Raw genomic sequence first — 24,735 nt, forward strand, 5'->3', positions numbered from 1 at the left:
TAGTCGATAAAATGACGACCTCTTTTTATGGTTCTTATTTGGCATTAAATGCCAATAATTTAAATTTTAGGTAGATAGAATGAAACGTACATTTCAACCTTCAGTATTAAAACGTGCTCGTACTCACGGTTTCCGTGCTCGTATGGCTACTAAAAACGGTCGTCAAGTTTTAGCGCGTCGTCGTGCTAAAGGTCGTAAATCTTTATCTGCATAATTTGCAGCTAAAGCAAGCTAAATCACAATAGTGAAGATGCTAACTTTTTCTCGGGAGCTACGTTTGTTAGCTCCCGTTCAATTTAAAGCTGTCTTTGAAAATCCTCATCGTGCCAGCACCCCTCAAATGACACTTTTAGCGCGTGAAAATGATGCTAATTTGCCTCGTCTCGGTTTAACTGTTGCTAAAAAACATCTTAAAAGAGCACATGATCGCAATCGTATTAAACGTATTGTGCGAGAATCTTTCCGTTTAAAACAACACGAATTGCCGCATTTTGACTTTGTCTTTGTTGCCAAAGGTGGCATTGGTAAGTTAGATAATCAAACGCTGTTTGAAACTTTGGAAAAACTATGGGCAAGACACATCCGTCTAAGCAAACAAGCTGCAACGAGCGAAAAACGTCCGTAACCTCTCCTTCTTTCGGGGCGAAATTATTATTGCTCCCAATCTATTTTTATCGTTATGCCATTAGTCCACTCATTGGTCCACGTTGTCGTTTTTACCCAACCTGTTCCACTTATGCTGTTGAAGCAATTAAATTACACGGCGCATTGAAGGGCGGTTGGTTAGCCTTAAAACGGATTGCTCGTTGCCATCCGTGGAGCGAAGGTGGCGAAGATCCTGTTCCGCCAGCAAATAAAAAAGCTTGCTGTGAACATCACAACAAGCTTGATCATTAACGATAATTTTTCGCTGAATAAACCTTAAATTTATTGGATTTGGCTAACAGTTGGTGTGAGCCAAAGGCTTTATCTAATAAATCTGGATAAGGTAAAAAGGCATTCGCGACAATGCGTAATTCCCCACCGCGATTAAGATGTTGTTTGGCTTCTAAAATCAATTTTTCGACCGCTTGATAGGCGGTATCAATCCCATCATGGAATGGGGGATTGGAAACAATTAAATCAAAACGGCCATCAATATGTGAAAAGACATCACTGGCAATGACTTCTCCCTTTAATGCATTTTCTTCTAGCGTACGTGTTGTCGAGGCAAGTGCCATAGCATGAATATCGCTAAGGGTCAGATCAATATTGGGATTTTGCTGTTTTAAAGTCGCCCCAATCACACCCGCTCCGCAACCTAAATCTAATACTTTTCCGCCCAATTTTTCTGCCTCAAAAGTGGAAAGTAATAAATGTGTGCCACCATCTAATTCTGCTGAACTGAATACGGCAGGCAGTGCGAAAATATTTAGCGCTTGCAAGCGGTAAGATTTCCAAAAAGTTTTGCAATCAAAGTTAGGGTTGGTTTGCAAGTTGAAATAGTAGAGTCCACAGCGACGAGCAGAATCAATTTTTGCGATTTCACCGAATGGAGAGAGCATTTTTTCGACTGAGCGCACGCCCGCACGATTTTCTCCAACGATAAGTAGCGTTTGCCCAATGGGTGCTTGAGAAAGCCATTGATAGAGTTGAAATTGGCATTCTTGTTTATTTTTTGTCCAATAAAAAATACCTAAATCAGCTTGATGATAGTTTTCTAGGCTAAATTCTACCTTAGTATGCTGATTTGCATAGTCAAAGTATTGACTTACGACTTCCACTTTTGTACTGTTTTTACATTGTGAGGCAAAATTATCTCGAATATGCCCGAAAAATAGCAAGGACTTACCGTCAAATAAATGTTCATGGCGAGCAAGTACTTCGCTTTCAATGGTTAACATAAGGTTCCTTTTCTAATTAAAATAATTTCCGCATTTTACCGAGTTTTGCTACTATTCCCTATCTATTTTTATGAGGAAACTTATGAATCGGCGAGATTTATTATTGCAAGAAATGCAAATAACGCAATGGGTACTCACTAAGCCGCAAGTTTTGAAAGGCGAGGCGCAGATTCATCTGAATGAACAGACCAAATTAGTGGTAGTGTGTGATGAAGATCAGCAGCAAAGTCCGCTTTTTGAAGATGTGTTACGCGCGCTGAAATTGCCGATGAATGCGGCGCAGTGGTTTGATACGGAGCAGGCAAAGCGTATCAGCTTTACACATTCGCCGATGTTTTGGCTAATTGTTCCGCCAGTCACTGCAGATGAATTTGCAAAAAAATGGGCAAATCAGACCGCTTGGCAAACGCCTTCTTGGCAGGCTTTAGAGCAGGCACAAACGAAGCGCCAACTTTGGCAGCAAATTGCCGATTTTTGTTTGGATGAAATATGATTGAAAACGTTTTACCTGAAGACTTTTCTCAGCTGTTTGAGATTGAACAAGCTGCACATTTAGTGCCATGGAGTGAAGGAACATTACGCAATAATCAGGGCGATAAATATTTGAATTTAAAATGGCAAGCGCAAGGTGAAATTTTAGCTTTTGCTATTTGCCAACAAGTGTTGGATGAAGCAACGTTATTTAACATTGCCGTTCATCCTAAAGCACAGGGAAAAGGCATTGGCAAGCAATTGCTCAGTGGCTTGATTGAACAACTTCGTTGTCGTGATGTATTAACTTTATGGCTAGAGGTTAGAGCCTCAAATCAGGTGGCAATACAGCTTTATCAATCGTTAGGTTTTAATGAAGTAACAGTACGAAAACGTTATTACCCAACGCCAGATGGCGGACGAGAAGATGCCATAGTCATGGCGTTTTATTTGTAGTCGTGATTTAAAAAGAATAGGAGAAGCTTATGCGTTGGCAAGGGCGTGAAGAAAGTAAAAATGTCGAAGATAGAAGAGGAAGTGGCGGGAATTTTCGCAGTGGTAAAAGCACGGGTATTCTTGGTGTGATTATTTTACTGGTAGGCGCTTATTATGGCGTTGATTTATCTGGGTTAGTGGGCAATGATTTCTCACCACAGGTAACACAGCAAACGAATAGCCAAGAGGAACAGCAGCTTGCAGGTCTTTCTAAAGTGGTATTGGCGGATACGGAGAAAGTTTGGGGTGCTTATTTTAAACAGATGGGGCGAACTTATCAGGAGCCAACCATGGTGCTTTATAATGGCAGTACACCGACCGCTTGTGGGACAGGACAATCTGCAATGGGGCCATTTTATTGTCCGAACGATCACAAGGTTTATCTGGATCTCTCTTTCTATCATGAGATGAAAACGCAATTAGGTGCAGGCGGTGATTCTGCATTTTCCTATGTGATTGCGCATGAAGTTGGACATCATGTTCAAAATTTATTAGGCATTTTACCGCAAGTACATCAAGCACAACAAAGAGGCGATCGCAAACAAGCGAATCAGTTATCGGTGCGCTTAGAATTACAAGCAGATTGTTTTGCTGGTATTTGGGCAAATCAAGCGGTAAAAAGTGGCTTATTTGAGGCTGGTGATGAAGAGAAAGCCTTTAAAGCGGCAGAATCGGTAGGCGATGATCGCCTGCAAAAACGTAGCCAAGGTTATGCAGTGCCAGATAGTTTTACGCATGGCACTTCTGCACAACGTTTAACTTGGTTTAGAAAAGGCTTACAGAGCGGTAATCCTGCAGTATGTAATACTTTTGAATAAAATAAAAAAAGCTGACTGAGGTCAGCTTTTTTATTGCGTTAAACTTGTAGCCAAAAGGTGACAGGCCCGTCATTTTGGAGGCTGACTTGCATATCTGCAGCAAATTGTCCGGTTTCGGTCACAATGTGTTTTGCAGCTTGTTGATGAAAGTATTCGTAAAGGGCTTCAGCTTCATCTGGGGCTGCGCCTTTTGAAAAGCTCGGACGTAATCCTTTTTGAGTGTCTGCCGCAAGAGTAAATTGCGAAACAACCAGCAATCCGCCACCCGCTTGTTGCACGTTCAGATTCATTTTGCCTTGTTCATCTGCAAAAATGCGATAGCCCAAGACTTTCGCTAACAGTTTATCGGCTTTAGCGCGGTCATCTCCTTGTTCTACCCCTAATAAAACAAGTAAACCACCTTGCGGAATTTGTCCTACGATACTGCCTTCTACTTCGACTTTAGCCCATTTAACTCGCTGAATCAGTGCAATCATCTTTTACTCCTGTTTTTGCCATATTGGCACGTTCTTTCAATACGGAAGCCAGCTGCGCTCCAAAAAGTACTACGTTCCAGCTTAAATGAATCCAAACTAACATAATTGGCAAAGTGGCCAATGTGCCATAAATGACTTGGTAAGAAGGGAAACTCGCGATATACCAAATAAAGACTTGTTTACCCAAAGTAAAAAATATCGCAGCAAAAAATGCGCCAGTCGCGGCATATTTGAATTTCACCTCTGTATTTGGCACCCATTTATACACCATGCTAAACAGCAACCAAATAAGAAAAAATGGTGTGTATTCTAATAATGACTCGCCAAAGGAAAGCACGCCATTTTCGCTAAATAGAGAAAGCGACATCACATAGGAGCTGATTGCAATACTGGCGCCAGCAATTAGCGGTGCGAAGAATAAAATAGCGGTATATAGTAAAAAAGAGAGAAAAACTGACCGCTTGCGTGCACCGTGCCACATTTCATTGAGAATATTATCAATGCTTGAAATTAGCATAACTGCCACAACTACCAAACCAATAATACTGATAATCCCCATTTTACGAGAGTTGCTGACAAAGAGGTCGATATACCCTGCCACCATTTCACTGGAAGTGGGAGCAAAGTTGTCATAAATGAGTGATTTGAGTGATTGTGTTGCCTGTTCAAAAAAAGGAAAAGCGGTAATAATTGAAAAAACCACCATAATCAACGGCACCAAAGCAAGCATTGTGCTATAAGTTAAATAGCCCGCCGCCATAGGCAGGCGGTTTTCTTGGGCACGCTGAATAAAGTATTTAATGAAAGCAATCAATTCAGTTTTCATAATTTCTTAACAGGAAGTTTCGTTCAGTCGTAATTTTCGCATAATCAGATTGAGGATCACACCATAAAGCGGTAAAAAGAGCAGTAAGCTCACAAATAACTTAAAGGCGTAATCAACCGAACCGATAGTGAACCAATGTTCTGCCATATAAGGATCGCTACTTTGATAAAACGCAACTGCGAAGAAAACAAAAGTATCGATAAGTGTGCCGAAAATTGTTGAGCAAGTCGGTGCTAACCACCATGTTTTGCCTTGACGTAAGCGGTTAAACACAAAGACATCTAATAACTGCCCCACAACATAGCCACTAAAGCTAGCTAGTGCAATACGAAACACGAAGGTATTAAACTGTGCTAATGTAGCAAAACCTTGGAATTGGGTCTCAAAAAAGAGTACCGAAATCACATAGCTGATAAGCAATGCCGGTAGCATGACCGCAAAAATAATCTTCCGTGCAAGTGATGCACCAAAAACCCGAACCGTTAAATCGGTTGCAAGAAAGATAAAAGGAAAAGTGAAGGTTCCCCAAGTGGTAGGAATTGTCCATTCTGTTCCAGGAATATTTACTTCAAACGCAATTTGCACTAAATAATTGCTGAGCGTAATAATGAAAATATGGAAAAAAGAAAGTAAAACGAGCGCGCGACGCTTGTTTGCATCTGAAAAGTCGATAGATAATTGCATAATAATCCTTTTTAGTGAAAGTACCGAGGTAAGGGAACTCGGCAAGAAATAAGGGGCGCATAATACACAAAGCGGTCGGATTTGACAAATCTTTTGCAAAATCCGACCGCTTGTTGATTAAGCTTCTTTTGTCTTATCTCTTGAGATATGAGACCAGATGATTGCCGTAATCAATAGGCTGAATACGAAATAGAAGGCATAAATAAGCACTTCTGAAAGGTAGAGATTAGCCACGATTGGGCTAAGGAAAATTTTATCAAAATAGCTGATGATAAAATAAACCAAATATCCCCAAACTGTCCATGCGGCTAAATCGAGGAGCAAACTTTTGAGTTTAATTTGCCAGCCAAGCTGATTACGTTTGTTGATAACCATTAATTGTTGTAATTCGATGCTGCTCATTGGTAATGATTTCCTCCCTATAAGGTTGTTATTATTTCTTAAACGCCGCGATCCGGACTGGTCCAAGTTGCTAGGCGAGATCTATTTCTAAAAATCGCTTTTGGAATACCGCAAAGTAGGGTGACGGTATTTAGCATCCAGTACCACCATGGGTACCAAATACAGACCAAAGCGTATCTCCAAACCCCTTTTTCATAGCGAGAGTCGATATACATACTAAAGAACATCTGCATGAAGAAGGCTAAGAATAAAATCGATAATGTTGGTTTGATGACTAATGGATTAAGAAAGTTCTTTAAATTGTTGTAATCCATTAAACTTGCTACCCAACAAGCTGAAGCAATGGTGAGTAGAACGGCCCAAATAGCGGTAACGATATACTCTACATACATTGGCCAAAGACGGCGGTTTCTCCAACGCCAAATTTGCGGGAAGTATTTGAGCATTGTTTCAGCTCCGCCTTGTGCCCAACGTAAGCGTTGTTTAAATAAACCGGTCATCGTTTCTGGCATTAATGTCCAACAGAGTGCACGTGGTTCGTAATAAATATCTAAACCGGCAGTTTGGATTTTCCAACTCACGTCAATATCTTCTGTGATCATGTTGGTACTCCAACCACCGATTTGATGCATTACGTCTTTACGGAATAAACAGCACACCCCTGAAACAGTAAAAATGGTGCCCATTAAGCATTGTGCTCGTTTGATTAAACCGATAATGGAGCTAAATTCAGAAACCTGTAACATACCTAAAACCGTACTGCGGTTACGTACACGTGGATTACCCGTCACGGCACCATAGTTTTGATTGGCTTCAAGAGATTGCACCATGTAATCCAATGCTTTGTATTCCAACACGGCATCACCATCAATACAGCCCACATATTTGCCTTTTGCAATACTTAAACCATGATTGAGTGCACTTGCTTTTCCTGAGTTCGTTTGGTGTAGTGCAACAATGCGGCTATCTTTTTTAGCCCATAAATCAATCAATTCGCCCGTGTTATCTGTACTTCCATCATTGATAAAAATCAGCTCATAGTTTGGATATTTCAAGCTTAATAAGTGCGGAATAGATTCATTTAAGTTGTCGCCTTCGTTATAGCAAGGCACCATGAGACTAACCATTGGCACAAATTCTTCTTTCATTTTAGAAAAGCCCGGTGGGACCATATGGCGCTCTTTAAAGGTAAAGTAGACCATGCCAGCCGTTGCCCAATAAAATGCCATTAAAGCGGGATAAGCAAAAATAAATAAACCAACTGCTTCAATGATCAAATTGTGTTGCATAACTAATTCCTTGTTACATCTCTATTCGTTGAAATATAAGGTTTCAATTCATTTAATGTTTTTTCTTCCGTTAAAAAATGATTAAACGTGTAACTTAAATTCATTAAGCCAGCTTTTTCTAATTGCTTGGTTTTTTCTATTAGTTGACGGCTGGAGATGAGCTGTCCGTTTTCCTTATTGTTAAAATTAAAAATAATTTTATTCGCAGGCAGCTGATGTTGTTGCACGCTTTCAATGATGGTTTTTGGATTATCTTCTACATTCACAACAACCATGTTGTATGCTTGGCGGTAATTTGCAAAAGTTTGTGTAAAATCGACCGCTTGTGGATTCAGATTTCGTGCAGTTTTAATATTTTCGTTGCCCCAGTAAAAATAAGGTGCCATGGCATTTTTTGCATTTTCTGTTAGGCGAATTGTTGAAGCATCATGACTTGCCCAATCATTCGGATTGAGGTGGTCATCAAAAAATACGCCATCAAATTTTGTGTATAAAGCTAATGACTTGAACAGATTCACCATTGCTGATTCTGTGCGAGCTTGCGGTGGTAAGTTGTTTAATGAAGAAGGCATCCACGCATACACATTTACGCCAGCTCGTTTGCGTAGCTGCCAAGCAACTTGGCTGAAACGATCGGCTTTAACCGGTAATACGGTGTTAGGGAAGTAAACTGCATCAATCACGCCATCTTGATTTGGATCAGAGAAGCCTGAAAGATAAACAGTTGTTACGCCGGATTTGTAAACACGGTTAATGAGTGCGTTGTAATTTTTCTCGAACTGTGCGGGATTTGGGTCATCAATTTCGTCTAAGCGAATTTGTAACACGCGCTCAACAGTTGTGTTATGTGGATCTTCAGTACGCTCTAAATAGTTTTTAAGCACACCAAGTTCCGTTTCAGCATCGACTAAGAAACGACCAACATGTGCATCACCAATGCGGTTAATTTTTTCTTTAAGCGTAAAGTAGTAAGGCATTCCAGCAGATTTTGCTTGTTCAATCGAGACATTGTTAAACGCACCGTAAGGCCAAACAATAATGCTTGGTGCTTTACCAGCCTGTTTTGCAATATCATTGGCAGAGCGACGTAAATCTTGATTAACACGAGCTTTGTATTGTGCTTCGCTTTCATATTTGCCATTTTGGTAAATAGGAGCAAGCATTGCAGGTTGTTGGCTGCCAGTTGGGTTTGCAACAATACCATGATGTGAATCATAAGAATGTGAGGCAATCTCAACTAACCCGCTGCGACGCATTTCACTAATTTGTGCCCAAGTGCTGAAGAAGGTTGCACGATCCAGCATTTGATTTCCATAATCGATTTTTCCACCAGCAGGCGTGTTAATCCATTTGGTTACTGGTGCAAAGACGGCTGGGTATTGATAGGCTTTTAGTAGTGGATAAACTACGCTATACATCGTTTCATAGCCATCATCAAAAGAGAGCACAACCGCTTTTGGCGGTAGTGTGCCTTTGCCTTTTTCGGCATCAATGACTTGTTGCCAGCTAATCACGTTATAACCGTTATCTTTTAACCAGTTAAAATGGCTAATCAATTTTTGAACGGGAATAGTTTGTGAAATAAAGAGTTGTTGTGATTTAGGCGCACTTTCATCTACCACAGAGTGATAAGCGAGTACGCTATAGTTATCTTGTGCGAAAGCTTTTCCTGCCATTAACGAAAAGCTAAGCGTTAACATTGCACCGAGTATTTTAAAATTCATGTTTAATTGCTCAAAAAATTAAAAAGAGACTGAAAGATTTACATTTCCGTAGTTATTCATTTCGCTTACACCGTCGTACATATTTTTCTTACGACCAATTTCATAAGAAAGCGAAATTTTTTTATTCAGTTTCCAGTCGTGTCCATAGCTGACTGCCCATGTGGTTGCACTATTTTTTCTTTCACACCAGTTTTGGTTACACCAGTTGTTTGTCACGTTGGTTTGTTCTAACTGTTTATTTCGTCCTACATTTCCACGTAGATGATGGGTGAGTGTGATACCATAATCGAACGGTTGGTAATAGCTTAAGTCGCTAGAAAACTCTAGGCTTTGCGTCTTAGCTGGGTTGTAGTAATAAGCAGAAGGCGTAAATTGGTTACGTTGGAAGTCGTAACGAACACCATTATTTAGTGTCCAGCGGTCATGCTTATAGGTTTCTACATTCAACCAAACATTTGCCATTTTGCGTGTATTGCCATCATCCAATTTCATTTGGTTTATACCAGCGCCGACTTGGAAGCGATTGCTGAAGGTGTAAGCGGTCGAAAAACCATAATCATTTGCATAAACGCCTTGACGAATAGCTTTAATCGGTGTGCTTTGGCTATTAATGTTTGCTGCTGCACTGAATTGCCAGTACTGATTCAGTAGATAATCAATGTTAAAGGAAGCATAGCTTTTCTTGTTTAAGCGTGTGCCTGAACCTAATTCCATACCAAGATTAAACGGATAGAAATTAGCATGCGCTCCTAAACCGAAACGTTGCAGACGTAATGTTTCGCTGTCAGTGGGCACTCTAGCCTCAAACTGATGTGCGTAAACATAATGCCCATCTTCAGTCATTGGCGAAGAGAGATAGTATTCTTGGGTAAGCTCATTGCTTGCCGTTTTAGCTGGTAGCACATCTTTTGGATGAGAAATCCCAAGTGAGGCAGTAAAACGTCCTCTTCTTGCTTCTTGATATTGTTTTAAGAATGAGGCTGAATCTTCTTTATCTTTCTCGCTATAACTGTTTACTAATTTTTTAACATAAGCGTAATTGCCTTGGGCTAAAGCAATACTGCCAAGTTGATTGCGATAAAAAATTTGCTCTTCTTCTTTTAAGTAGAATTTGGCTTTTTCTGCCATTTCCACTGCATCATCATAGCGATGACGAGACGCCTCTAATTCGCTATATGCTAACATTGCCCACGGTTCACCTGGTGTGATGTTTGTTAAACGATTTTCTAGAAGAGAGAATGCTTGGGTTTTATTGCCACGCCAGTTATGTAGGTTCACTTGGTTGTAAAAACTACGGTCGTAATTTGGGTTTGCTAAACGGGTTGTTTTAGTGAAATCCCAAATTTGAGGTGGCTCTTTAATTTGATCTTGGTAGTGCTGCGCTTGTTTAAATAGTCCAGCATCGCTTGATGCAGCAACTAATTTAAACAATAGTGCGCTTCTCACTTCTTTTGTTGGAGAGGCTTTACGGGCTTCTGCTTCCATCTCTTGATAAACCGCTAAGGCTTGATGAGGGGAGCCCTGACGCAATAAGGTATCGCCATAAGCTTCTTGAACATAAGCGGGGATAGGCTGATTTAATTCAGTTAAATGACGGTAATCTGCCATGACTTTCTTAGTGTCATTCAGGCGGTTTGCAACAGCTAAGCGATCACTAAGTGCTTGGATATAAAGCGGATTTTGGCTGTCTGTTTGTGCCATTAAATCGCTTAATTGCTGATAGGCTTGTTCTAATTCAGCGTTTTTTAAACTGGTGTTGCCACGAATTGAAGTAATAATTTCATCATGGGCTAACCATCGTTTATCTTTTTCGCTAAACAGTTCAGGATAGGTTGCGACCAGCTTATCTTGTAGTGGACGAACGCTCAATTTGGCAGAAAGGCGATAGAGATCTAAAGCAAGTCGTGTATTTTTCGGATTTTCTTTTAGTTCATCTTGCCAACGACCTAGTTTTGCTACATCGGGTTCAGTTTTGTTGAGTAGGTAGCTATTGGCTTCTTTAAAAGCATCATCAGCACCAAATTTAGTGCGATATTGATTGAGTGCTTGTTTGGCTTTTGCATATTCGCCCAGTTCGGTTGCGACCAAACCTTTACCTAATAATCCGTTAGGGTTATTAGGCTGTTTTTGAGCAAGTAAACTATACAGTGCTAATGATTTTTGTGGATTTTTTACCATTCGGTACGCTTTAGCGAGGTTTTCTAATTCGTTTTCAGAAAAATGACTATTGGCGCATGAAGCACAAACATCTACTGCCTCTTGAAAGCGAGATTGACGAACCAATAATGTAATTAAATCGCCACGAACTTTGCTGTCATGAGTTTGCTGATATAACTTTTGCAGTTGTGGAATCGCTTGATTAAGTTGCGCTTCCCCTTGACGTGAGAAAATAATAATTTCTTCACGTTTTATATCTGTTTGAGTCATAGTGGCGCTGACGGCTTGACTAACACACAGAGCCAAGAGTGAAAGCGCTAAAGATGAATGTTTCATTAAATAATATCCACGATAATTTTGTAAAAACTAAAGATGTTTTTTCCTTTAAAAAGATAACAAAACTATAAAAAACTTAAATTTCAAAATAATATGTGTGTTAATAGAGTTATTTACTTGGTTTAAAGTTCACAAAATTTACAAAATTCTTTGTAAATTTGGGGAACAAATAGAAAACAAGTGTTTTAGTTAAATTTTTTTCATAAAAAAAGCCACTAAGTTGAAATAAACTTAGTGGCTTTTTATTTATTAAATATTATTTAATCTGTTAATTTCGTGCCGTATAAATAAGTATAACCAAATGGGCTTTGTTTATAATCTTGAACGCGTTTACTTACTGGCGCAAAGTTAATGGAGTGGGCAACATCAATCCATGGCGCTTGTTCACGTAATAAAACTTGCGCTTGCTCATAGATTTTTGCACGCTCATTTTTATCAGTTAGGCCAAGCGCTTTCTCTAACATCGCTTCTAGTTCTGGGCTATTAAAGCGCGCATAGTTGCTATTTCCAATATTAGATGCACCGAATAGTGGAGAAAGGAAGTTATCTGGGTCACCATTATCGCCAGACCAGCCAAAAGTACCTGCAGTGAGTTCGCCTGCTTTCGCACGTTTTAAATAATCACCCCATTCATAAGTCACTAATTTCGCTTTTACGCCAATTTTTTCCCAGTCTGCTTGAATAATTTCAGACATACGGCGTGGGTTTGGGTTAGATGCACGCACAACAGGTTGTACCCAAAGTTCGGTTTCAAAACCATTTGGATAGCCAGCTTCTGCTAATAACTGTTTTGCTTTCTCAATATTGTATTCAGAAGGCGGCAAGTTTGCATTGTAACCCCAAATTGTTGGTGGTAGTGGGCTGTTTGCGGCTACACCAGCACCTTGATAAACCACGTCAATAATCGCTTTTTTATCTACGGCTAAATTTAAGGCTTGGCGCACTTTAACATTATCAAATGGGGCTTTTTCATTATTGAAAGCGATGTACGCAATGTTCAGACCAGGGTTAGCTAACAGCTGAATTTTTGGATCTTTTTTCATCTTCTCAATGTCAGTGGCATTAGGGAAGTCCATTAAGTCACATTGTCCAGCTTGTAATTTGGCATAACGCGTGGTCGCATCAGGGACAATTTCAAAGATCAAGCGGTCAAAATCCGCTTTTCCTTTCCAATATTCTTTATGTGCAACATAACGGCTTGCCTGATCTAATACATAACCCGTGAAAGCAAATGGCCCGGTACCAATTGGTGTGGTATCTACCGTTTCAGGTTTACCGGCTTTTAGCATGGCATCCGCATATTCCGCAGAGTAAATCGATGTGAAATCCATCCCTAGGCTAGATAAGAAAGTCGCATCACGTTTGTTTAATGTGAATTTCACAGTCTGATCATCGACTTTTTCTACCGATTTTAACAACGCTGGGAATTTCATTGCTTTAAAGTACGGATAGGTTGCTTTTGATACGTTATGGTAAGGATGATTCGGATCTAATTGGCGGTTAAATGAGAACACCACATCATCGGCATTGAACTCACGGCTTGGAGTGAATTCTTTATTTGAGTGGAATTTTACCCCTTTGCGCAGATGGAAAGTATAAGTTAAGCCATCTTCAGAAATATCCCAACTTTCTGCTAAAGCTGGTTCAATCTCCGTTGAACCGCGTTTGAATTCTACTAAACGGTTATAAACTTGTTGTGAGCTGGCATTATAAGAGATGCCATCCATTGCTAATGCTGGACTAAAGAATTGTGGGGAACGACTTACACAGTTCACAAATGTTTTTTCGGTATTTTTTGCACTCGTATTTTCTGTTTTTTCTTCATTACAAGCGGCTAATGCAAATACTGCTGCTAAACCTGCTGCGATAGAAGTGATTCGATTTAATTTCATACTGTCTCCTAAAATCGGAAAATTGGGGGCAAGGTTACCTGTTCTTATTTCATGAGTAAAGAACAAAACGCCTCTTGTTATAATTAAAAGATATAACAAGCGGGCGAATCTAGCCTAAAATCTGCAAATTTCTACTAAAACCCGACCGCTTAGTGATTTATATTGAATAAAATAAATAGAAAATACGCTGATTTTCTAGCATTACAAGCCTTTCATCTTATTTTATGTCAAAGTTGTGAAGCAGATCACATAAGTAGAGAGATATCTGGATTTGGTCAATGAGTAAAAATTTCACAGAATTTTACCGCTTGTTTTATAAATTTTATGTTCTAAATGCATAAAAGTAAAAAGCGCTACTTTACACGTTTGTTTTGTTAGGTTATACTTTTTCCAGAAATTACTTTGATGACTCTCTATTTAATATGAGGAAATTAGCTATGAAAAAATCTCTATTTACTGTTTTAGCACTTTTTTGTATTGGTTCTGCTACGGCACATATTCGTTCAACAATAGATAATCAGACTTTTCATCCTAACGGTAATATAAAATCGGAGGTGGTTGAAATAAATGGCGTCAAAACGACTAAATATTATGATGAATCAGGAACACTTATCTCGCAAGGCGAATTAAAAAATGGTGTAGAGCAAGGAACGTGGAAATATTTTGATAAAGATGGCAATGTTATCTTTACTAAGTACTATGTGAATGGGCATATTATTGCGGAAGGATTAGGTCCTAAAAAGTAGCAATCTAGATAAATAAAAGGGCGAATTAAATAAATTCGCCCTTTGTTTTCATTAAATTATTTTGGGTTACCCACTGGTAAAACTTCACGGCCGAAGCTATCGTTAATGATATCTGCTGCGGCTAAATAGAAAGCTAATAAGGCAGTTAATAAACCGAAATTACCACCAATATTCGTGATGGTTGTATTGTGAGTAAAGTCACCAGCTGCCAATAAGTAGAAGGTGATGGTTAATGCCAAGAAGATAGCTTGTAGTGCACGCGCTTTCGCTAAAGTGCCGATAAACATCATTAAAGTAAATGTCCCCCAAGCAATTAAGTACCAACCAACGAAAGCAGCACTTACGCCTTCAGCAAAGAAGATTTTAAATAGTGCAAATGAAATCCAGAATGCACCGTAGCTAGTAAATGCGGTGAAACCGAAAGTGTTGCCTTTTGAGAATTCAAAAAGTCCTGCAAGCATTTGTGCTAAGCCACCAAAAGCTAAGCCCATTGCTAATACTAGACCAACATTTTCACCACCAAAGGTGCCATTGTTAATTAAGCTTAAAAGCCAAGTTGTTAAAGCAAAACCACATAAACCTAATGGCACTGGATTTGCTGTTAAAGATTGATGATTTGACATAAAAGACCTCTATATGTCGAATAAAAAATATTGGCTCTAGTTCACACTAGAACCAATATTAAGAAAAACGGCACAATGACTTATGCCAGTAAAATCGTCATCTAAGCTATATAATAGCCAGCATACAAGCGGTTATTTTCCGCCGGTTTTTAGCAGATTCCAGTATTTCTCGTAGATTTCTACTGCTGTACCAACATCTGATTGTAAGATCCCTTTATTGATTTCTTCCGATGGTGGGAAAATAAGAGGATCATTTACTAATTCTGGAGAAAGTAATGCTTTTACACCTTCGTTAGGCATTGAGAAGCCCATGGTTTCGATCACTTCTTTCGCACTTTCAGGGCGTAATAAGAAATCAATAAATTTATGTGCCGCTTCTTTATTTTCTGCACCTTTTGGAATGACATAGTTATCCATCCAAAGTACCGCACCTTCTTTCGGGAAAATAAATTTTAAATCTGGGTTTTCACTTTTCGCACGATGTGCCGAGCCAGACCATTGCATACCCACAGAAACTTCACCTTGTAAATAAGGCATTTCTGGCGAATCAGAGTTAAATACGAGTACGTTTGGAACGATTTTTTGTAAGCGCTCATAAGCCGCTTTAATTTCCGCTTCGTTTTCGCTATTTGGTGATTTGCCGTCTAGCAATAATGCAATGTGGAATACTTCACGCGGATCGTTCATAAGCAATAATTTGCCTTTGTATTCATCACGCCATAAATCGCCCCAGCTAGAAATCGTACTTGGATCGATATCTGTTGCATTCACGCCAATACCAGTTAAACCGTAAACATAAGGAAGTGAAAATTTATTTTCTGGATCGAATGGTTTTCCCATTAAATCAGGCGAAACATTTTTTAAATTAGTTAATTTTGATTTATCTAATTCACTTAGCATACCTTCTTTCATCATTTTGCCAACATAGTAGCTCGATGGAAAAACAATATCGTAACCTTTTGAATTAGAGAGTTTGAGTTTAGAATACATCTCTTCATTACTCTCAAAAGTAGAGTAAATCACTTCAATGCCGGTTTCTTTAGTAAACTGTTCTAATAACGAAGAAGGAACATATTCCGTCCAGTTATAAACATAGAGCTTTTCAGCCGCCTGAGCGACCATTGCTGAGAATGCCATGCCCACAAGGGCAATTTTAGCCAAAATCTGTTTCAATTTTTTGCGCCTCTGTTAGAGAAAAAACACGCAGGTTGCCCTGCCCAAAAAGTGCGCAATTATAACGATTTTTGATGCTTTTGGCTAGAGGAAAAGGCAGGATTCTTTTTCTTTACGAAAGGTTTGGAGTTCATCCTTTTTCTCGCTTATCATAGTGCAAGCGGTGCTTTTTTAAGGATATTTTACCTATGTTATTTGTACTTTATATTATCGGGATTACAGCAGAAGCCATTACTGGCGCCTTAGCCGCAGGGCGGGAAAAAATGGATATGTTTGGTGTGATTATTATAGCTTCAGTTACTGCCATTGGAGGCGGCTCAGTTCGTGATGTATTGCTAGGACACTATCCGCTTGGTTGGGTGGCGCATCCAGAATATTTAATGATTGTGGCAGGTGCGGCAGTCTTTACCATGTTTATTGCGCCATTTTTAGGTTATTTCCGTACGATTTTCTTAGTGCTTGATGCGCTGGGGTTAATTGTCTTTTCGATTATTGGTGCGCAAGTTGCGTTAGATATGGGCTATGGCTTACTGATTGCTAGCGTTGCCGCTGTCATTACGGGCGCTTTTGGTGGCGTGTTGCGTGATCTGCTCTGTAACCGCATCCCTTTGGTTTTTCGTAAAGAACTTTATGCCAGTGTTTCTTTTCTCTCTTCATGCATTTATGTGGGATTACAATCTCTAGGTTGGTCGCAAAATATTGTGGTGCTTTTAACGTTATTATTAGGTTTTAGCATTCGTTTATTAGCGATTCGCTTTAAGTTAGGTTTGCCAGTATTTGAGTTTGATGAAGCACAGTATTTAGGCAAAGGGGATTTAGTTGATAAACTCTCTAAGCGTAAAAAATAAACATAAAAAATGAGAGCTAGATCACAAAACTGTGTAAACAAGCGGTCAAATTTTCCATTTAATTTGCAAAGCTAAATCGTTTTAGCTAAGATGTTTTTATTGTTTTTACTTCAAAAGAGAACGAGTTATGAGCAAAATTTGGGTAACAGGTGATGCGGTCGTGGATTTAATTCCCGATGGTGAAAATCATTATTTAAAATGCGCAGGTGGTGCACCAGCCAATGTGGCAGTTGGTGTAGCAAGATTGGGTCGTGACGCAGGCTTTATCGGCCGAGTTGGATTTGACCCGCTTGGTAAGTTTATGCAAGAAACACTGAATGCTGAGAATGTTTCTACTGAGCATATGATTTTAGACCCTAATCACCGCACTTCAACCGTGATTGTTGGATTAGACAACGGTGAGCGTAGTTTTACCTTTATGGTTAATCCAAGTGCCGACCAATTTTTAGAAGTTGGGGATTTACCGCCATTTCAAGCGGGAGATTTCTTACACTGTTGTTCAATTGCCTTGATTCATGAGCCATCTCGTTCAACAACGATTGAAGCCATTCGTCGAATTAAAGGAGCAGGCGGTTTTTTCTCGTTTGATCCGAATTTACGCGATTCGCTTTGGCCTTCTTTAGAAGAGATGAAAACGGTTGTAAACCAAGTTGTTGCCATGGCAGATATTTTAAAATTTTCTGAAGAAGAGCTCACTTTATTAACGAACACCACCACTTTAGAAGAAGCAACGCATGTTATTACCTCTCAATATCCAGAAAAATTGATTATTGTGACTTTAGGTAAAGATGGTGCGGTTTATTATTTCAATGGTAAGAGTCAATTAGTTGCAGGCAAGGCGCTACAACCTGTTGATACAACCGGAGCAGGTGATGCGTTTGTCAGTGGTTTATTAGCTGGGCTTTCTGAAGTCAGCGACTGGAAAAATGAAGACGCATTGGTTAGTGTTATTCGCAAGGCGAATGCTTCGGGTGCCCTTGCAACTACTGCTAAAGGGGCGATGGCTGCCTTACCAAATAAAGCACAATTAGATGCATTTTTAGCAAACTAATTTTGACACATTTTTCCTTCTTTTATCCCTCTCGTGAATTTGTCGCGAGAGGGCTCTTTCAGGATGCCACCTCATGCATATTTTCAATCAAGGCAAATACAAAAATTTGCACGCTCAAACAGAAGGCGAATTAGAAGCAGTTCGTCAAACGGTTTTATCTGACCAAGATTTTTACCCTACTTACCATTTAGCACCTAAAACAGGGCTATTTAACGATCCAAATGGGTTAATTTTTGATGGTGAGAAATATCATATTTTTGCGCAGTGGTTCCCTTATGATGCAATACATGGAATGAAACACTGGGCGCATTTTATAACCAAAGATTTTCAAACCTTTGAACGTGGGGATTTACTCATTCCTGATGAATTATTTGAATCGCATGGCTGCTATTCTGGTGGGGCGATTTTATGGGAAGATCAAATTGTTGCGTTTTATACTGGCAACACGCGCCGACCAAGCGATAATGCGCGCATTCCACATCAAAATATTGCGATTTTTGATAAATCAGGCAAATTGCTAGAAAAACGCTGCATTATTGACAAAGCGCCAGAAGGTTACACGGAACATGTGCGCGATCCTAAACCATATGTGACGAAAGAAGGCAAAATTCGTTTTGTATTAGGGGCGCAGCGTGAGAATTTAACGGGAACTTGCTTAGTCTATGAAATGGATAATTTGCAAGATACACCGCGCTTAATCGGTGAGTTGTCGGTGCAAGATTTTAATAACGAGCACGTATTTATGTGGGAATGCCCTGATCTCTTCCAGCTTGGCGGGAAAGACTGCTTTGTTTGGTCACCGCAAGGGAAATTACGTGAAGCGAATCGTTTCCAAAATAATTACCATGCCACTTATGCTTTAGGCAAATTAACTGATAATGTATTGGTGGCGGAAAGCATTGACGAATTAGATTACGGCTTTGATTTTTATGCGCCACAAACGGTGCAAAATTCTGACCGAATTCTGTTTGGCTGGGTGGGATTGCCAGATTTAACTTACCCGACAGATGAATTCAAATGGCACTCTATGTTAACCATGCCACGTCAAATTTCCGTGGAAAATGGTGCGATTAAGCAACGTCCAATCGTGAAAACTTCCACCTTACAAGCGGTCGAATTATCAGGAGAAATTGCAAATTTAGATACTAGCTATTTGCAAATCCAAGTTGAAAATCAACCGCTTGATCTGACTTTCTTCGGGCAACTACAGCTCAGTTATGCTAACGGTAAAGTGACCCTTGACCGTAGCCAAACCGAACAAACAGATTGGATGTTAAAATTTGATAGCGTGCGCCATTGTGAAGTGGAGAAATTAGAACGAATTGATATTTACTTCGACCGCTCTGTGGTGGAAATTTTTCTTAATGGTGGCGAAAAAGTGATGACTTCTCGCTTCTTTATTCGCCAGCGCACAAATAGCGTTAGTGCTTCGCGTCCAATGACAGCGAAAATTGCTCAAGTGATGCCAATTCACTTATTGGATATTTAATTCAAATACGATGGAGTGCTGATGCCAGTTGATGGCATCAGCAATCGATTTTTCAGACACCCATATTACGGATAACTATGGATGCCCCAGTAAAAAAACGTTTAACACTCAATGATATTGCACAGCTAACAGGATTATCGAAAACGACTGTCAGCATGGTGCTAAACGGGAAAAGCGACCGTTTTCGGATTAGCCCAGAAACACAAGAAAAAGTCCGCCAAGTTGTGGAAAAACATGGCTATCGCGCGAATGCTTATGCCAAAGCGCTTCAAGCACAGCGCACCAATGTAATTGGCTTGGTAGTACCAGATTTAACCAACTATGGTTTTGCATTAACCGCAAAAACGTTAGAAAAACTGTGTCGCCAGCAAGGATTATACTTGCTGATTGCTTGTTCAGATGATGATCCGCAACAAGAAAAAATGGTGATCGAGCGATTATTGGATAGACAGGTTGATCTGATTGTGACTGCACCAACACATCAAGATGCCAGCTATTATAAAAAAGTGATTAAACATACGCCGATTGTGCAAATTGACCGTCATATTCCAACGTTAACGATTCCATCCTTGGCAAGTGACGACACGCCTTACATTGCTCAATTAGTAGAAAATATTGTGCGTGCTTATGAGCTGAATGAATTTTATTATTTCGGCGGGCAGCTTTCGCTTTCACCAAGCGCTTCACGCTTGGAAGGCTTTTATGAAGGGTTGGAGCAAGCAAAACTTACGCCGACAAGCGGTTGGATTTTACATAAAGATTACCAATCGGATTCCGGCTATGAAATGATGAAAGAAACGGTGGAGCAGTTAGGGCGTTTGCCACAAGCGGTGTTTACGGGCGCTTATACGTTAATGGAAGGAGTACTGCGTTATTTAACGGAGCATCACTACACAAATAAAGTGCTTAACGGCGAATTAGTCTTGGCAACCTTTGATGATCATCATATGCTCAATGCACTGCCGTTTAAGGTTCATTCTATTAAACAGCTACATGAAGAAATTGCCCATCAAGCCTTTGAAATGATTCAAGCACGCTTACAAGGGCATAAAGTTAAAAATCAGAAAATCGCCTGTGAAATTATTTGGCGACATTAAATAAGGCGGCGATTAGTCCGCCTTATTTTCTATCTCTTCTTGTTGATGATAGAGTTTTTCTTTTGCTACTAACGTTTGCAGTTGCGGGAGTAATTCCACGATTAAACGCAATTGCTGAATCAATACCAATGCGGATGCATCACTTTTTTGTTGATGTGTTTGCTCAAAGTGGTTCAATTCTTGTGCAATCATGGCCAGTTGATCGTCCATTTTGGCAGAGGTTGTTTTTCCTTCTGCAATGCGTTCAATCCAATTCGCGACCTCTCTTCCTTGAGTATAAAACAAGGCAGAGAAATCTAATTGGCGATCTAGCGATGCTTGCGCTATTCGATAGGCGCCTAATGCTGAAATATAACTTAATAGCGTATAAGTCACCCCTAATAATGTTGGGGCAAAACTGAGCGCATCTTGATATTTTTTCGGCTCGCTATGCATATTGGAAATTGCGCCACTGAGGGCTGAAATATAGTTCTGCACATCTCGTCTTGCAATGCGATATGGAAGATTATCGTTATAGCCAAATTGCAGTTGCGCCATAATATGACGCAAATAATGCCCGCTGGCTTTTAGGGTATTTTTCAAGTTCTCGTGCAGATTTAAGTATTTCCAGTCTGGGTAGATAAATGAAACCGCAAACCACGCAATCGCCGTGCCACCTAAGGTATCTAACACACGAGGTAGAATACCTTCATCCGCGCCAATGCCTGTAATATCTAAGCTAACTAAGACTAAAATCGTAATATAGCAAGTGGAGAAACCATAATTTCGGAAACGAAAGAAGGTATAAAGGCTGCCACTAATGACAATTAGTCCCAGTTTCGCTTCGAGTGTGGAAGTAATGTAATATTCTCGCACTAACATTCCGAACAATACGCCTAAAATTGTGCCGACAACCCGCTGAATAAGGCGTTTTTTGGTGGCGGAGTAGTTGGGTTGGCAGACAAAAATGGCAGTCAGTAAAATCCAATAGCCTTTGTTATCAAGCTGGAAAAGTGGCACTAGGCTGCCACATACGCCTACCACAAAGGCAATACGAACGGCATGGCGAAAGAGCTGCGATGAAAGTGTGCATTGTGCCCATACCGCACGAATCATATTACGAAAGCCAGAAACGGGTTCACCCACCAAGCGGTTGGATTTTGTTAAATTTTTGCGAATTTCGACCGCTTGTTCTTCATCTTCACCCGATTCAATTTGGTTAAGTTGCCCTTCAATGTTACGGAGGTTTTCTGCAATAGAGAACCAGCGGTGGATATTTTTTAGCCCTTGTTCTTGATGGTAATTTAGCGAGTTAAAGAGCCCTTGTAAGGCTTTTTCCACACGAATGCCATGTTGATAAATTTCCCCGTGGCGTAGTGCATAAGCAATATGTAAGCAAGCTGCTGCTTCCAGCTCTAACACTCGTTGGAAACGGAACATTAAGTCGCTGTTATTAAGTGCGCTAAATAACTCGTAATATTGATAATGACTAGAACTCGCTCGCTCTAAAATATCTTGTGCTGTGAAATAGTAGCGCAACATTCGCTGCGTGCGTTTTTGGCGGGTATGGCGTTGTAGTCGATAGAAGAGAGAAAGCCGAGTTTGGTCAAAAGCATTGACTACCTGCGTATTTGCTTGTGCTAGGAGCATCTGTTTTTGTGCTAAATCATCATCGTCTGGATCGAAATAGGCAGATTTTGCTTGTAAATAAGCGCTCAATGCTTCATATGAGCGGGCAAGATTTTCTTGTACTGTGCGATTAGGAAAAATGATATGCACCAACATTGCCATTAAACCATAAAGTAGCGTACCGGTAAGTATCATCGCCATATTTAATATAGACGAGCTATTTTCGCTATAAGTTAGAGAGGTATAAACTGCTACGGCTAATGTACCAAAAGCAATGGTGTTGTATCGCTGACCTAATGCCCCAAGCATTACCAGACCGAATGCACAAATGGTCGCAAATGGAATAAACAGCCAGCCATAGCTAAGCGCTAAGGTTGCCCCCCAACAAGAAGTCGCAAAAGCAATGAGCGTTAAAATGAGGTTTTTGAAGCGACCAGACAGGCTATTATCTAAATCAACTAATCCTCCCGCAATAATGCCGAGCACCAGTGGCATGGAATAGTGAGAAATCTGAAGTGTCCAGATAATTACTGCGACTAGATTGGTGGAAATGAAGATCGGCAAGGTTTTGATAATGCCGTCTGAAAGCCAGTCGCTTTGGATTTTTTTTAGCAGTTTATTCATGAAAGCGGTCAAGTTTGCACATCTTTTGCAAATTTTAGATCAAATTTGACCGCTTGTGGAAAATAAAAGGTTGTTCCGAAGAACAACCTTGTTATTAGTCTGAGAGATTACCACTCATAACCGACACCAGCACCCACTGTAAATTGTCCGCGAGTATCGCTCGCACCATTTACGTTGCTTGACCACTTACCGTTATCAGAGTTACGAGAGGCCTTAATTGCAATAGCGCTTTCACCACGGTGATGTGCTACACCTGCAGAAATCATGCTCTTACCATCTTTACGCGCATTCGGTGCAGAGGCAATTGCCGCAACACCAGCAATACCTGCACGAGAGCGACGATCAACGCGATTGATTTTACGATCGGTATCGTTTACTCGACGTTCCAATTGATTAATTGCATTTTTGTTATTAGCAATATTTTGCGTGTTTTGGTTAATTAGCTGCGTATTATTCGCGATATTGTCTGCATTTTTGGTGATGTTTGCAGTGTTGTTCGCGATGTTGCCTGCATTTTGGGTGATGTTTGCAGTGTTGTTCGCGATGTTGCCTGCATTTTTAGTGATATTTGCAGTGTTGTTCGCGATATTGCCTGCATTTTTCGAGATATTTGCAGTATTGTTTGCAATGTTGTCTGCATTTTTGCTGATGTTTGCAGTGTTGTTTGCAATATTGTCTGCATTTTTGGTGATGTTTGCAGTATTGTTTGCAATGTTGTCTGCATTTTTGCTGATATTTGCAGTATTGTTTGCGATATTGCCTGCATTTTTCGAGATATTTGCAGTGTTGTTCGCGATATTGCCTGCATTTTTCGTAATATTTACTGTGTTATTTGCAATATTATCGCCGTTTTTTGAAACTTGCGAAGCAACAGCATATAACTGGCTACCATTAATGGCATCAGTCGAGGTTGCTGAAATATTACCAGCGCCAACATTAACAATTTGGCGAGTAAAATCTTTTCCTACAGAAACTACAGCGGTACCATCTGTGCCAGCAAAACCTGAATAAGTAATATTACCAACAGTCGCTTGTGTTTCTTTAGTGGCATCTCTAGTAGTTGATGCACTGCCTAATGCTACGGCATTTTTATGAGAAGAGTCAGCTCGAGCACCAATTGCCACAGCATTTTCATTAGCAGCATTTGAGCTTTGACCAATAGCAATCGCATTTTCTTTTGAGCTGTTTGACTCTGTGCCGATTGCAAGACTAGATTCACCAGATGCTTTTGCATTAGTTGAAACTGCTACGCTGCGAGTACCTGATGCGCTAGATGAATCACCGATTGCAGTGGAGAATACGCCTGTTGCATTAGTCGATTCACCGATTGCAACGGATGATTTAGCAGTTGCGTTGGCATCATTACCAATAGAAACTGCAGAATCAGCGGTAGCGTTTGAGCCAGAACCTAATGCTAAGGCACTTTCACCTGATGCTATTGCTTGTGAACCAAATGCATTGGCATTTTGTTTAGTGGCTTGCGCGCTTTCACCAATTGCTACAGTTTCAGCAGCTTGTGCTTTAGCTTTTGTACCAATAGCAAGAGGGTTTGAAGGTTTATCAGAGTTAGCTTCAGCAGGTACAGCAATCGTTGCTTCAGATTCAACACCAATGGCGATAGCATTTCCTACGCTAGCTTTGTTATTGGTTCCGACAGCCGTTGCTCTTAGCCCAGAAACAATGTTGCCATCGCCAAAAACGACAGCAGAGTCACTGCTTATTTGATTGGTTCCTTGCTCGGTTTTTGCGGTAGTAATTGATGAGGTAATCGCTAATGAAATGGCGATAGAGAGGGTTTGTTTATTCACCTTAAAATTCCTTATTATTTAAAATCCTCTTCTAATGAGGTCAATATGTATAAATTAGGGTGAAAATTTTATGTTATGTAGATAGGACAGTAAGCCACGATTGATGACTGTTTCTGTCAACTATCATTATAACTATTTTAAAATGAAAATGAAGGTTTATTGATAGATTTTACAATTCAATTTGTAAGTTGAGAATTGTTATCATCGATTGGATT

At 40.0% G+C, this 24,735-nt stretch carries 24 protein-coding genes; 11 read left to right on the forward strand and 13 right to left on the reverse strand.

Going from position 1 to position 24,735, the window contains the following annotated elements:
- Positions 1–79: 79 nt before the first annotated feature.
- Genes rpmH through yidD form a run of 3 tightly spaced genes read left to right on the forward strand, consistent with a single transcriptional unit; the run spans position 80 to position 897 of the window.
- The gene (gene rpmH / locus HMPREF1128_RS01975) at positions 80–214 is read left to right on the forward strand and encodes a 50S ribosomal protein L34 (RefSeq protein ID WP_005599701.1); all 135 of its coding nucleotides are present in this window, start codon (positions 80–82) and stop codon (positions 212–214) included.
- Positions 215–244: 30 nt separating this feature from the next.
- Positions 245–625 carry a ribonuclease P protein component gene (rnpA, locus tag HMPREF1128_RS01980; protein WP_371475854.1) on the forward strand — a complete coding sequence of 127 codons (381 nt, stop codon included), beginning with the start codon at positions 245–247 and terminating at the stop codon, positions 623–625.
- Positions 568–897, forward strand: a complete 330-nt coding sequence (yidD, locus tag HMPREF1128_RS01985; protein ID WP_035529997.1) for a membrane protein insertion efficiency factor YidD — start codon at positions 568–570, stop codon at positions 895–897. The genes rnpA and yidD overlap by 58 nt, the downstream gene beginning before the upstream one ends.
- On the opposite strand, the gene rsmC is transcribed toward yidD, so the two are convergent.
- Positions 894–1,883, reverse strand: coding sequence for a 16S rRNA (guanine(1207)-N(2))-methyltransferase RsmC (gene rsmC, locus HMPREF1128_RS01990; RefSeq protein WP_007523656.1), 990 nt, complete (start codon positions 1,881–1,883; stop codon positions 894–896). The two genes, yidD and rsmC, sit on opposite strands and share 4 nt — an antisense overlap.
- An 82-nt stretch (positions 1,884–1,965) precedes the next feature.
- On the opposite strand from rsmC, the gene HMPREF1128_RS01995 reads away from it, so the two are divergent.
- Genes HMPREF1128_RS01995 through ypfJ form a run of 3 tightly spaced genes read left to right on the forward strand, consistent with a single transcriptional unit; the run spans position 1,966 to position 3,667 of the window.
- On the forward strand, positions 1,966–2,376 hold the full coding sequence (locus tag HMPREF1128_RS01995; protein WP_007523913.1) for a DNA polymerase III subunit psi: 411 nt from the start codon (positions 1,966–1,968) through the stop codon (positions 2,374–2,376).
- Positions 2,373–2,810 carry a ribosomal protein S18-alanine N-acetyltransferase gene (gene rimI / locus HMPREF1128_RS02000; RefSeq protein WP_007523737.1) on the forward strand — a complete coding sequence of 146 codons (438 nt, stop codon included), beginning with the start codon at positions 2,373–2,375 and terminating at the stop codon, positions 2,808–2,810. The genes HMPREF1128_RS01995 and rimI overlap by 4 nt, the downstream gene beginning before the upstream one ends.
- A 29-nt stretch (positions 2,811–2,839) precedes the next feature.
- Positions 2,840–3,667, forward strand: coding sequence for a KPN_02809 family neutral zinc metallopeptidase (gene ypfJ, locus HMPREF1128_RS02005; RefSeq protein WP_007523733.1), 828 nt, complete (start codon positions 2,840–2,842; stop codon positions 3,665–3,667).
- A gap of 38 nt (positions 3,668–3,705) precedes the next feature.
- Here the strand turns inward: ypfJ and dtd are convergent, their stop codons facing one another.
- The 8 genes from dtd to HMPREF1128_RS02045 all read right to left on the reverse strand — a co-directional run bounded on the left by dtd (position 3,706) and on the right by HMPREF1128_RS02045 (position 13,453).
- Positions 3,706–4,143, reverse strand: a complete 438-nt coding sequence (gene dtd, locus HMPREF1128_RS02010) for a D-aminoacyl-tRNA deacylase (protein WP_007523904.1) — start codon at positions 4,141–4,143, stop codon at positions 3,706–3,708.
- Positions 4,118–4,969: a virulence factor BrkB family protein gene (locus HMPREF1128_RS02015; RefSeq protein ID WP_007523745.1), complete on the reverse strand. Its 852-nt coding sequence runs from the start codon at positions 4,967–4,969 to the stop codon at positions 4,118–4,120. Before HMPREF1128_RS02015 ends, dtd begins: the two co-directional genes overlap by 26 nt.
- A gap of 6 nt (positions 4,970–4,975) precedes the next feature.
- The gene (locus HMPREF1128_RS02020; protein WP_007523804.1) at positions 4,976–5,653 is read right to left on the reverse strand and encodes a 7-cyano-7-deazaguanine/7-aminomethyl-7-deazaguanine transporter; all 678 of its coding nucleotides are present in this window, start codon (positions 5,651–5,653) and stop codon (positions 4,976–4,978) included.
- A gap of 117 nt (positions 5,654–5,770) precedes the next feature.
- Positions 5,771–6,055, reverse strand: coding sequence for a hypothetical protein (locus HMPREF1128_RS02025; protein WP_007523674.1), 285 nt, complete (start codon positions 6,053–6,055; stop codon positions 5,771–5,773).
- Between the two features lie 38 nt (positions 6,056–6,093).
- Positions 6,094–7,344, reverse strand: a complete 1,251-nt coding sequence (gene pgaC, locus HMPREF1128_RS02030; RefSeq protein ID WP_007523662.1) for a poly-beta-1,6-N-acetyl-D-glucosamine synthase — start codon at positions 7,342–7,344, stop codon at positions 6,094–6,096.
- A 2-nt stretch (positions 7,345–7,346) separates the two neighbouring features.
- Positions 7,347–9,068, reverse strand: coding sequence for a poly-beta-1,6-N-acetyl-D-glucosamine N-deacetylase PgaB (pgaB, locus tag HMPREF1128_RS02035; protein WP_007523731.1), 1,722 nt, complete (start codon positions 9,066–9,068; stop codon positions 7,347–7,349).
- 18 nt (positions 9,069–9,086) lie between these two features.
- Positions 9,087–11,561: a poly-beta-1,6 N-acetyl-D-glucosamine export porin PgaA gene (gene pgaA, locus HMPREF1128_RS02040; RefSeq protein ID WP_010129394.1), complete on the reverse strand. Its 2,475-nt coding sequence runs from the start codon at positions 11,559–11,561 to the stop codon at positions 9,087–9,089.
- 260 nt (positions 11,562–11,821) lie between these two features.
- Positions 11,822–13,453 carry an ABC transporter substrate-binding protein gene (locus tag HMPREF1128_RS02045; RefSeq protein WP_007523889.1) on the reverse strand — a complete coding sequence of 544 codons (1,632 nt, stop codon included), beginning with the start codon at positions 13,451–13,453 and terminating at the stop codon, positions 11,822–11,824.
- A gap of 437 nt (positions 13,454–13,890) precedes the next feature.
- Here HMPREF1128_RS02045 and HMPREF1128_RS02050 point away from each other — a divergent pair, with 437 nt between their 5' ends.
- Complete coding sequence (locus HMPREF1128_RS02050) at positions 13,891–14,199, forward strand: toxin-antitoxin system YwqK family antitoxin (RefSeq protein WP_007523891.1); 309 nt, start codon at positions 13,891–13,893, stop codon at positions 14,197–14,199.
- Positions 14,200–14,255: 56 nt separating this feature from the next.
- On the opposite strand, the gene HMPREF1128_RS02055 is transcribed toward HMPREF1128_RS02050, so the two are convergent.
- Positions 14,256–14,822 carry an acetate uptake transporter gene (locus HMPREF1128_RS02055; RefSeq protein ID WP_007523841.1) on the reverse strand — a complete coding sequence of 189 codons (567 nt, stop codon included), beginning with the start codon at positions 14,820–14,822 and terminating at the stop codon, positions 14,256–14,258.
- A 132-nt stretch (positions 14,823–14,954) separates the two neighbouring features.
- The gene (locus HMPREF1128_RS02060; RefSeq protein ID WP_007523906.1) at positions 14,955–15,995 is read right to left on the reverse strand and encodes an extracellular solute-binding protein; all 1,041 of its coding nucleotides are present in this window, start codon (positions 15,993–15,995) and stop codon (positions 14,955–14,957) included.
- A gap of 188 nt (positions 15,996–16,183) precedes the next feature.
- Between HMPREF1128_RS02060 and HMPREF1128_RS02065 the strand changes: the two genes are divergently transcribed.
- The 4 genes from HMPREF1128_RS02065 to HMPREF1128_RS02080 all read left to right on the forward strand — a co-directional run bounded on the left by HMPREF1128_RS02065 (position 16,184) and on the right by HMPREF1128_RS02080 (position 20,480).
- Positions 16,184–16,843 (forward strand): trimeric intracellular cation channel family protein, encoded by a 660-nt coding sequence (locus tag HMPREF1128_RS02065; RefSeq protein WP_007523789.1) that lies wholly within the window; start codon positions 16,184–16,186, stop codon positions 16,841–16,843.
- 127 nt (positions 16,844–16,970) lie between these two features.
- A complete protein-coding gene (locus HMPREF1128_RS02070; RefSeq protein WP_007523753.1) occupies positions 16,971–17,894 on the forward strand; it encodes an aminoimidazole riboside kinase in 924 nt (307 codons plus the stop codon).
- 73 nt (positions 17,895–17,967) lie between these two features.
- Positions 17,968–19,383: a glycoside hydrolase family 32 protein gene (locus HMPREF1128_RS02075; RefSeq protein ID WP_007523893.1), complete on the forward strand. Its 1,416-nt coding sequence runs from the start codon at positions 17,968–17,970 to the stop codon at positions 19,381–19,383.
- A gap of 77 nt (positions 19,384–19,460) precedes the next feature.
- Positions 19,461–20,480 (forward strand): LacI family DNA-binding transcriptional regulator, encoded by a 1,020-nt coding sequence (locus tag HMPREF1128_RS02080; protein ID WP_007523907.1) that lies wholly within the window; start codon positions 19,461–19,463, stop codon positions 20,478–20,480.
- A gap of 12 nt (positions 20,481–20,492) precedes the next feature.
- Here HMPREF1128_RS02080 and yccS read toward each other — a convergent pair whose 3' ends face one another.
- Complete coding sequence (gene yccS / locus HMPREF1128_RS02085) at positions 20,493–22,712, reverse strand: YccS family putative transporter (protein WP_035530002.1); 2,220 nt, start codon at positions 22,710–22,712, stop codon at positions 20,493–20,495.
- A gap of 107 nt (positions 22,713–22,819) precedes the next feature.
- Positions 22,820–24,520: a YadA family autotransporter adhesin gene (locus tag HMPREF1128_RS02090; protein ID WP_007523725.1), complete on the reverse strand. Its 1,701-nt coding sequence runs from the start codon at positions 24,518–24,520 to the stop codon at positions 22,820–22,822.
- Between the last annotated feature and the right edge of the window lie 215 nt (positions 24,521–24,735).

Origin of the sequence: Haemophilus sputorum HK 2154 (assembly GCF_000287615.1) — a bacterium.
Lineage (GTDB): Bacteria > Pseudomonadota > Gammaproteobacteria > Enterobacterales > Pasteurellaceae > Haemophilus_A > Haemophilus_A sputorum.

Bases quoted from the DNA above. Each gene is read 5' to 3' on its own strand.
- rpmH (WP_005599701.1), top strand. From the start codon at position 80: ATGAAACGTACATTTCAACCTTCAGTATTAAAACGTGCTCGTACTCAC.
- yidD (WP_035529997.1), top strand. From the start codon at position 568: ATGGGCAAGACACATCCGTCTAAGCAAACAAGCTGCAACGAGCGAAAA.
- rsmC (WP_007523656.1), bottom strand. From the start codon at position 1,883: ATGTTAACCATTGAAAGCGAAGTACTTGCTCGCCATGAACATTTATTT.
- HMPREF1128_RS01995 (WP_007523913.1), top strand. From the start codon at position 1,966: ATGAATCGGCGAGATTTATTATTGCAAGAAATGCAAATAACGCAATGG.
- rimI (WP_007523737.1), top strand. From the start codon at position 2,373: ATGATTGAAAACGTTTTACCTGAAGACTTTTCTCAGCTGTTTGAGATT.
- ypfJ (WP_007523733.1), top strand. From the start codon at position 2,840: ATGCGTTGGCAAGGGCGTGAAGAAAGTAAAAATGTCGAAGATAGAAGA.
- dtd (WP_007523904.1), bottom strand. From the start codon at position 4,143: ATGATTGCACTGATTCAGCGAGTTAAATGGGCTAAAGTCGAAGTAGAA.
- HMPREF1128_RS02015 (WP_007523745.1), bottom strand. From the start codon at position 4,969: ATGAAAACTGAATTGATTGCTTTCATTAAATACTTTATTCAGCGTGCC.
- HMPREF1128_RS02020 (WP_007523804.1), bottom strand. From the start codon at position 5,653: ATGCAATTATCTATCGACTTTTCAGATGCAAACAAGCGTCGCGCGCTC.
- HMPREF1128_RS02025 (WP_007523674.1), bottom strand. From the start codon at position 6,055: ATGAGCAGCATCGAATTACAACAATTAATGGTTATCAACAAACGTAAT.
- pgaC (WP_007523662.1), bottom strand. From the start codon at position 7,344: ATGCAACACAATTTGATCATTGAAGCAGTTGGTTTATTTATTTTTGCT.
- pgaB (WP_007523731.1), bottom strand. From the start codon at position 9,068: ATGAATTTTAAAATACTCGGTGCAATGTTAACGCTTAGCTTTTCGTTA.
- pgaA (WP_010129394.1), bottom strand. From the start codon at position 11,561: ATGAAACATTCATCTTTAGCGCTTTCACTCTTGGCTCTGTGTGTTAGT.
- HMPREF1128_RS02045 (WP_007523889.1), bottom strand. From the start codon at position 13,453: ATGAAATTAAATCGAATCACTTCTATCGCAGCAGGTTTAGCAGCAGTA.
- HMPREF1128_RS02050 (WP_007523891.1), top strand. From the start codon at position 13,891: ATGAAAAAATCTCTATTTACTGTTTTAGCACTTTTTTGTATTGGTTCT.
- HMPREF1128_RS02055 (WP_007523841.1), bottom strand. From the start codon at position 14,822: ATGTCAAATCATCAATCTTTAACAGCAAATCCAGTGCCATTAGGTTTA.
- HMPREF1128_RS02065 (WP_007523789.1), top strand. From the start codon at position 16,184: ATGTTATTTGTACTTTATATTATCGGGATTACAGCAGAAGCCATTACT.
- HMPREF1128_RS02070 (WP_007523753.1), top strand. From the start codon at position 16,971: ATGAGCAAAATTTGGGTAACAGGTGATGCGGTCGTGGATTTAATTCCC.
- HMPREF1128_RS02075 (WP_007523893.1), top strand. From the start codon at position 17,968: ATGCATATTTTCAATCAAGGCAAATACAAAAATTTGCACGCTCAAACA.
- HMPREF1128_RS02080 (WP_007523907.1), top strand. From the start codon at position 19,461: ATGGATGCCCCAGTAAAAAAACGTTTAACACTCAATGATATTGCACAG.
- yccS (WP_035530002.1), bottom strand. From the start codon at position 22,712: ATGAATAAACTGCTAAAAAAAATCCAAAGCGACTGGCTTTCAGACGGC.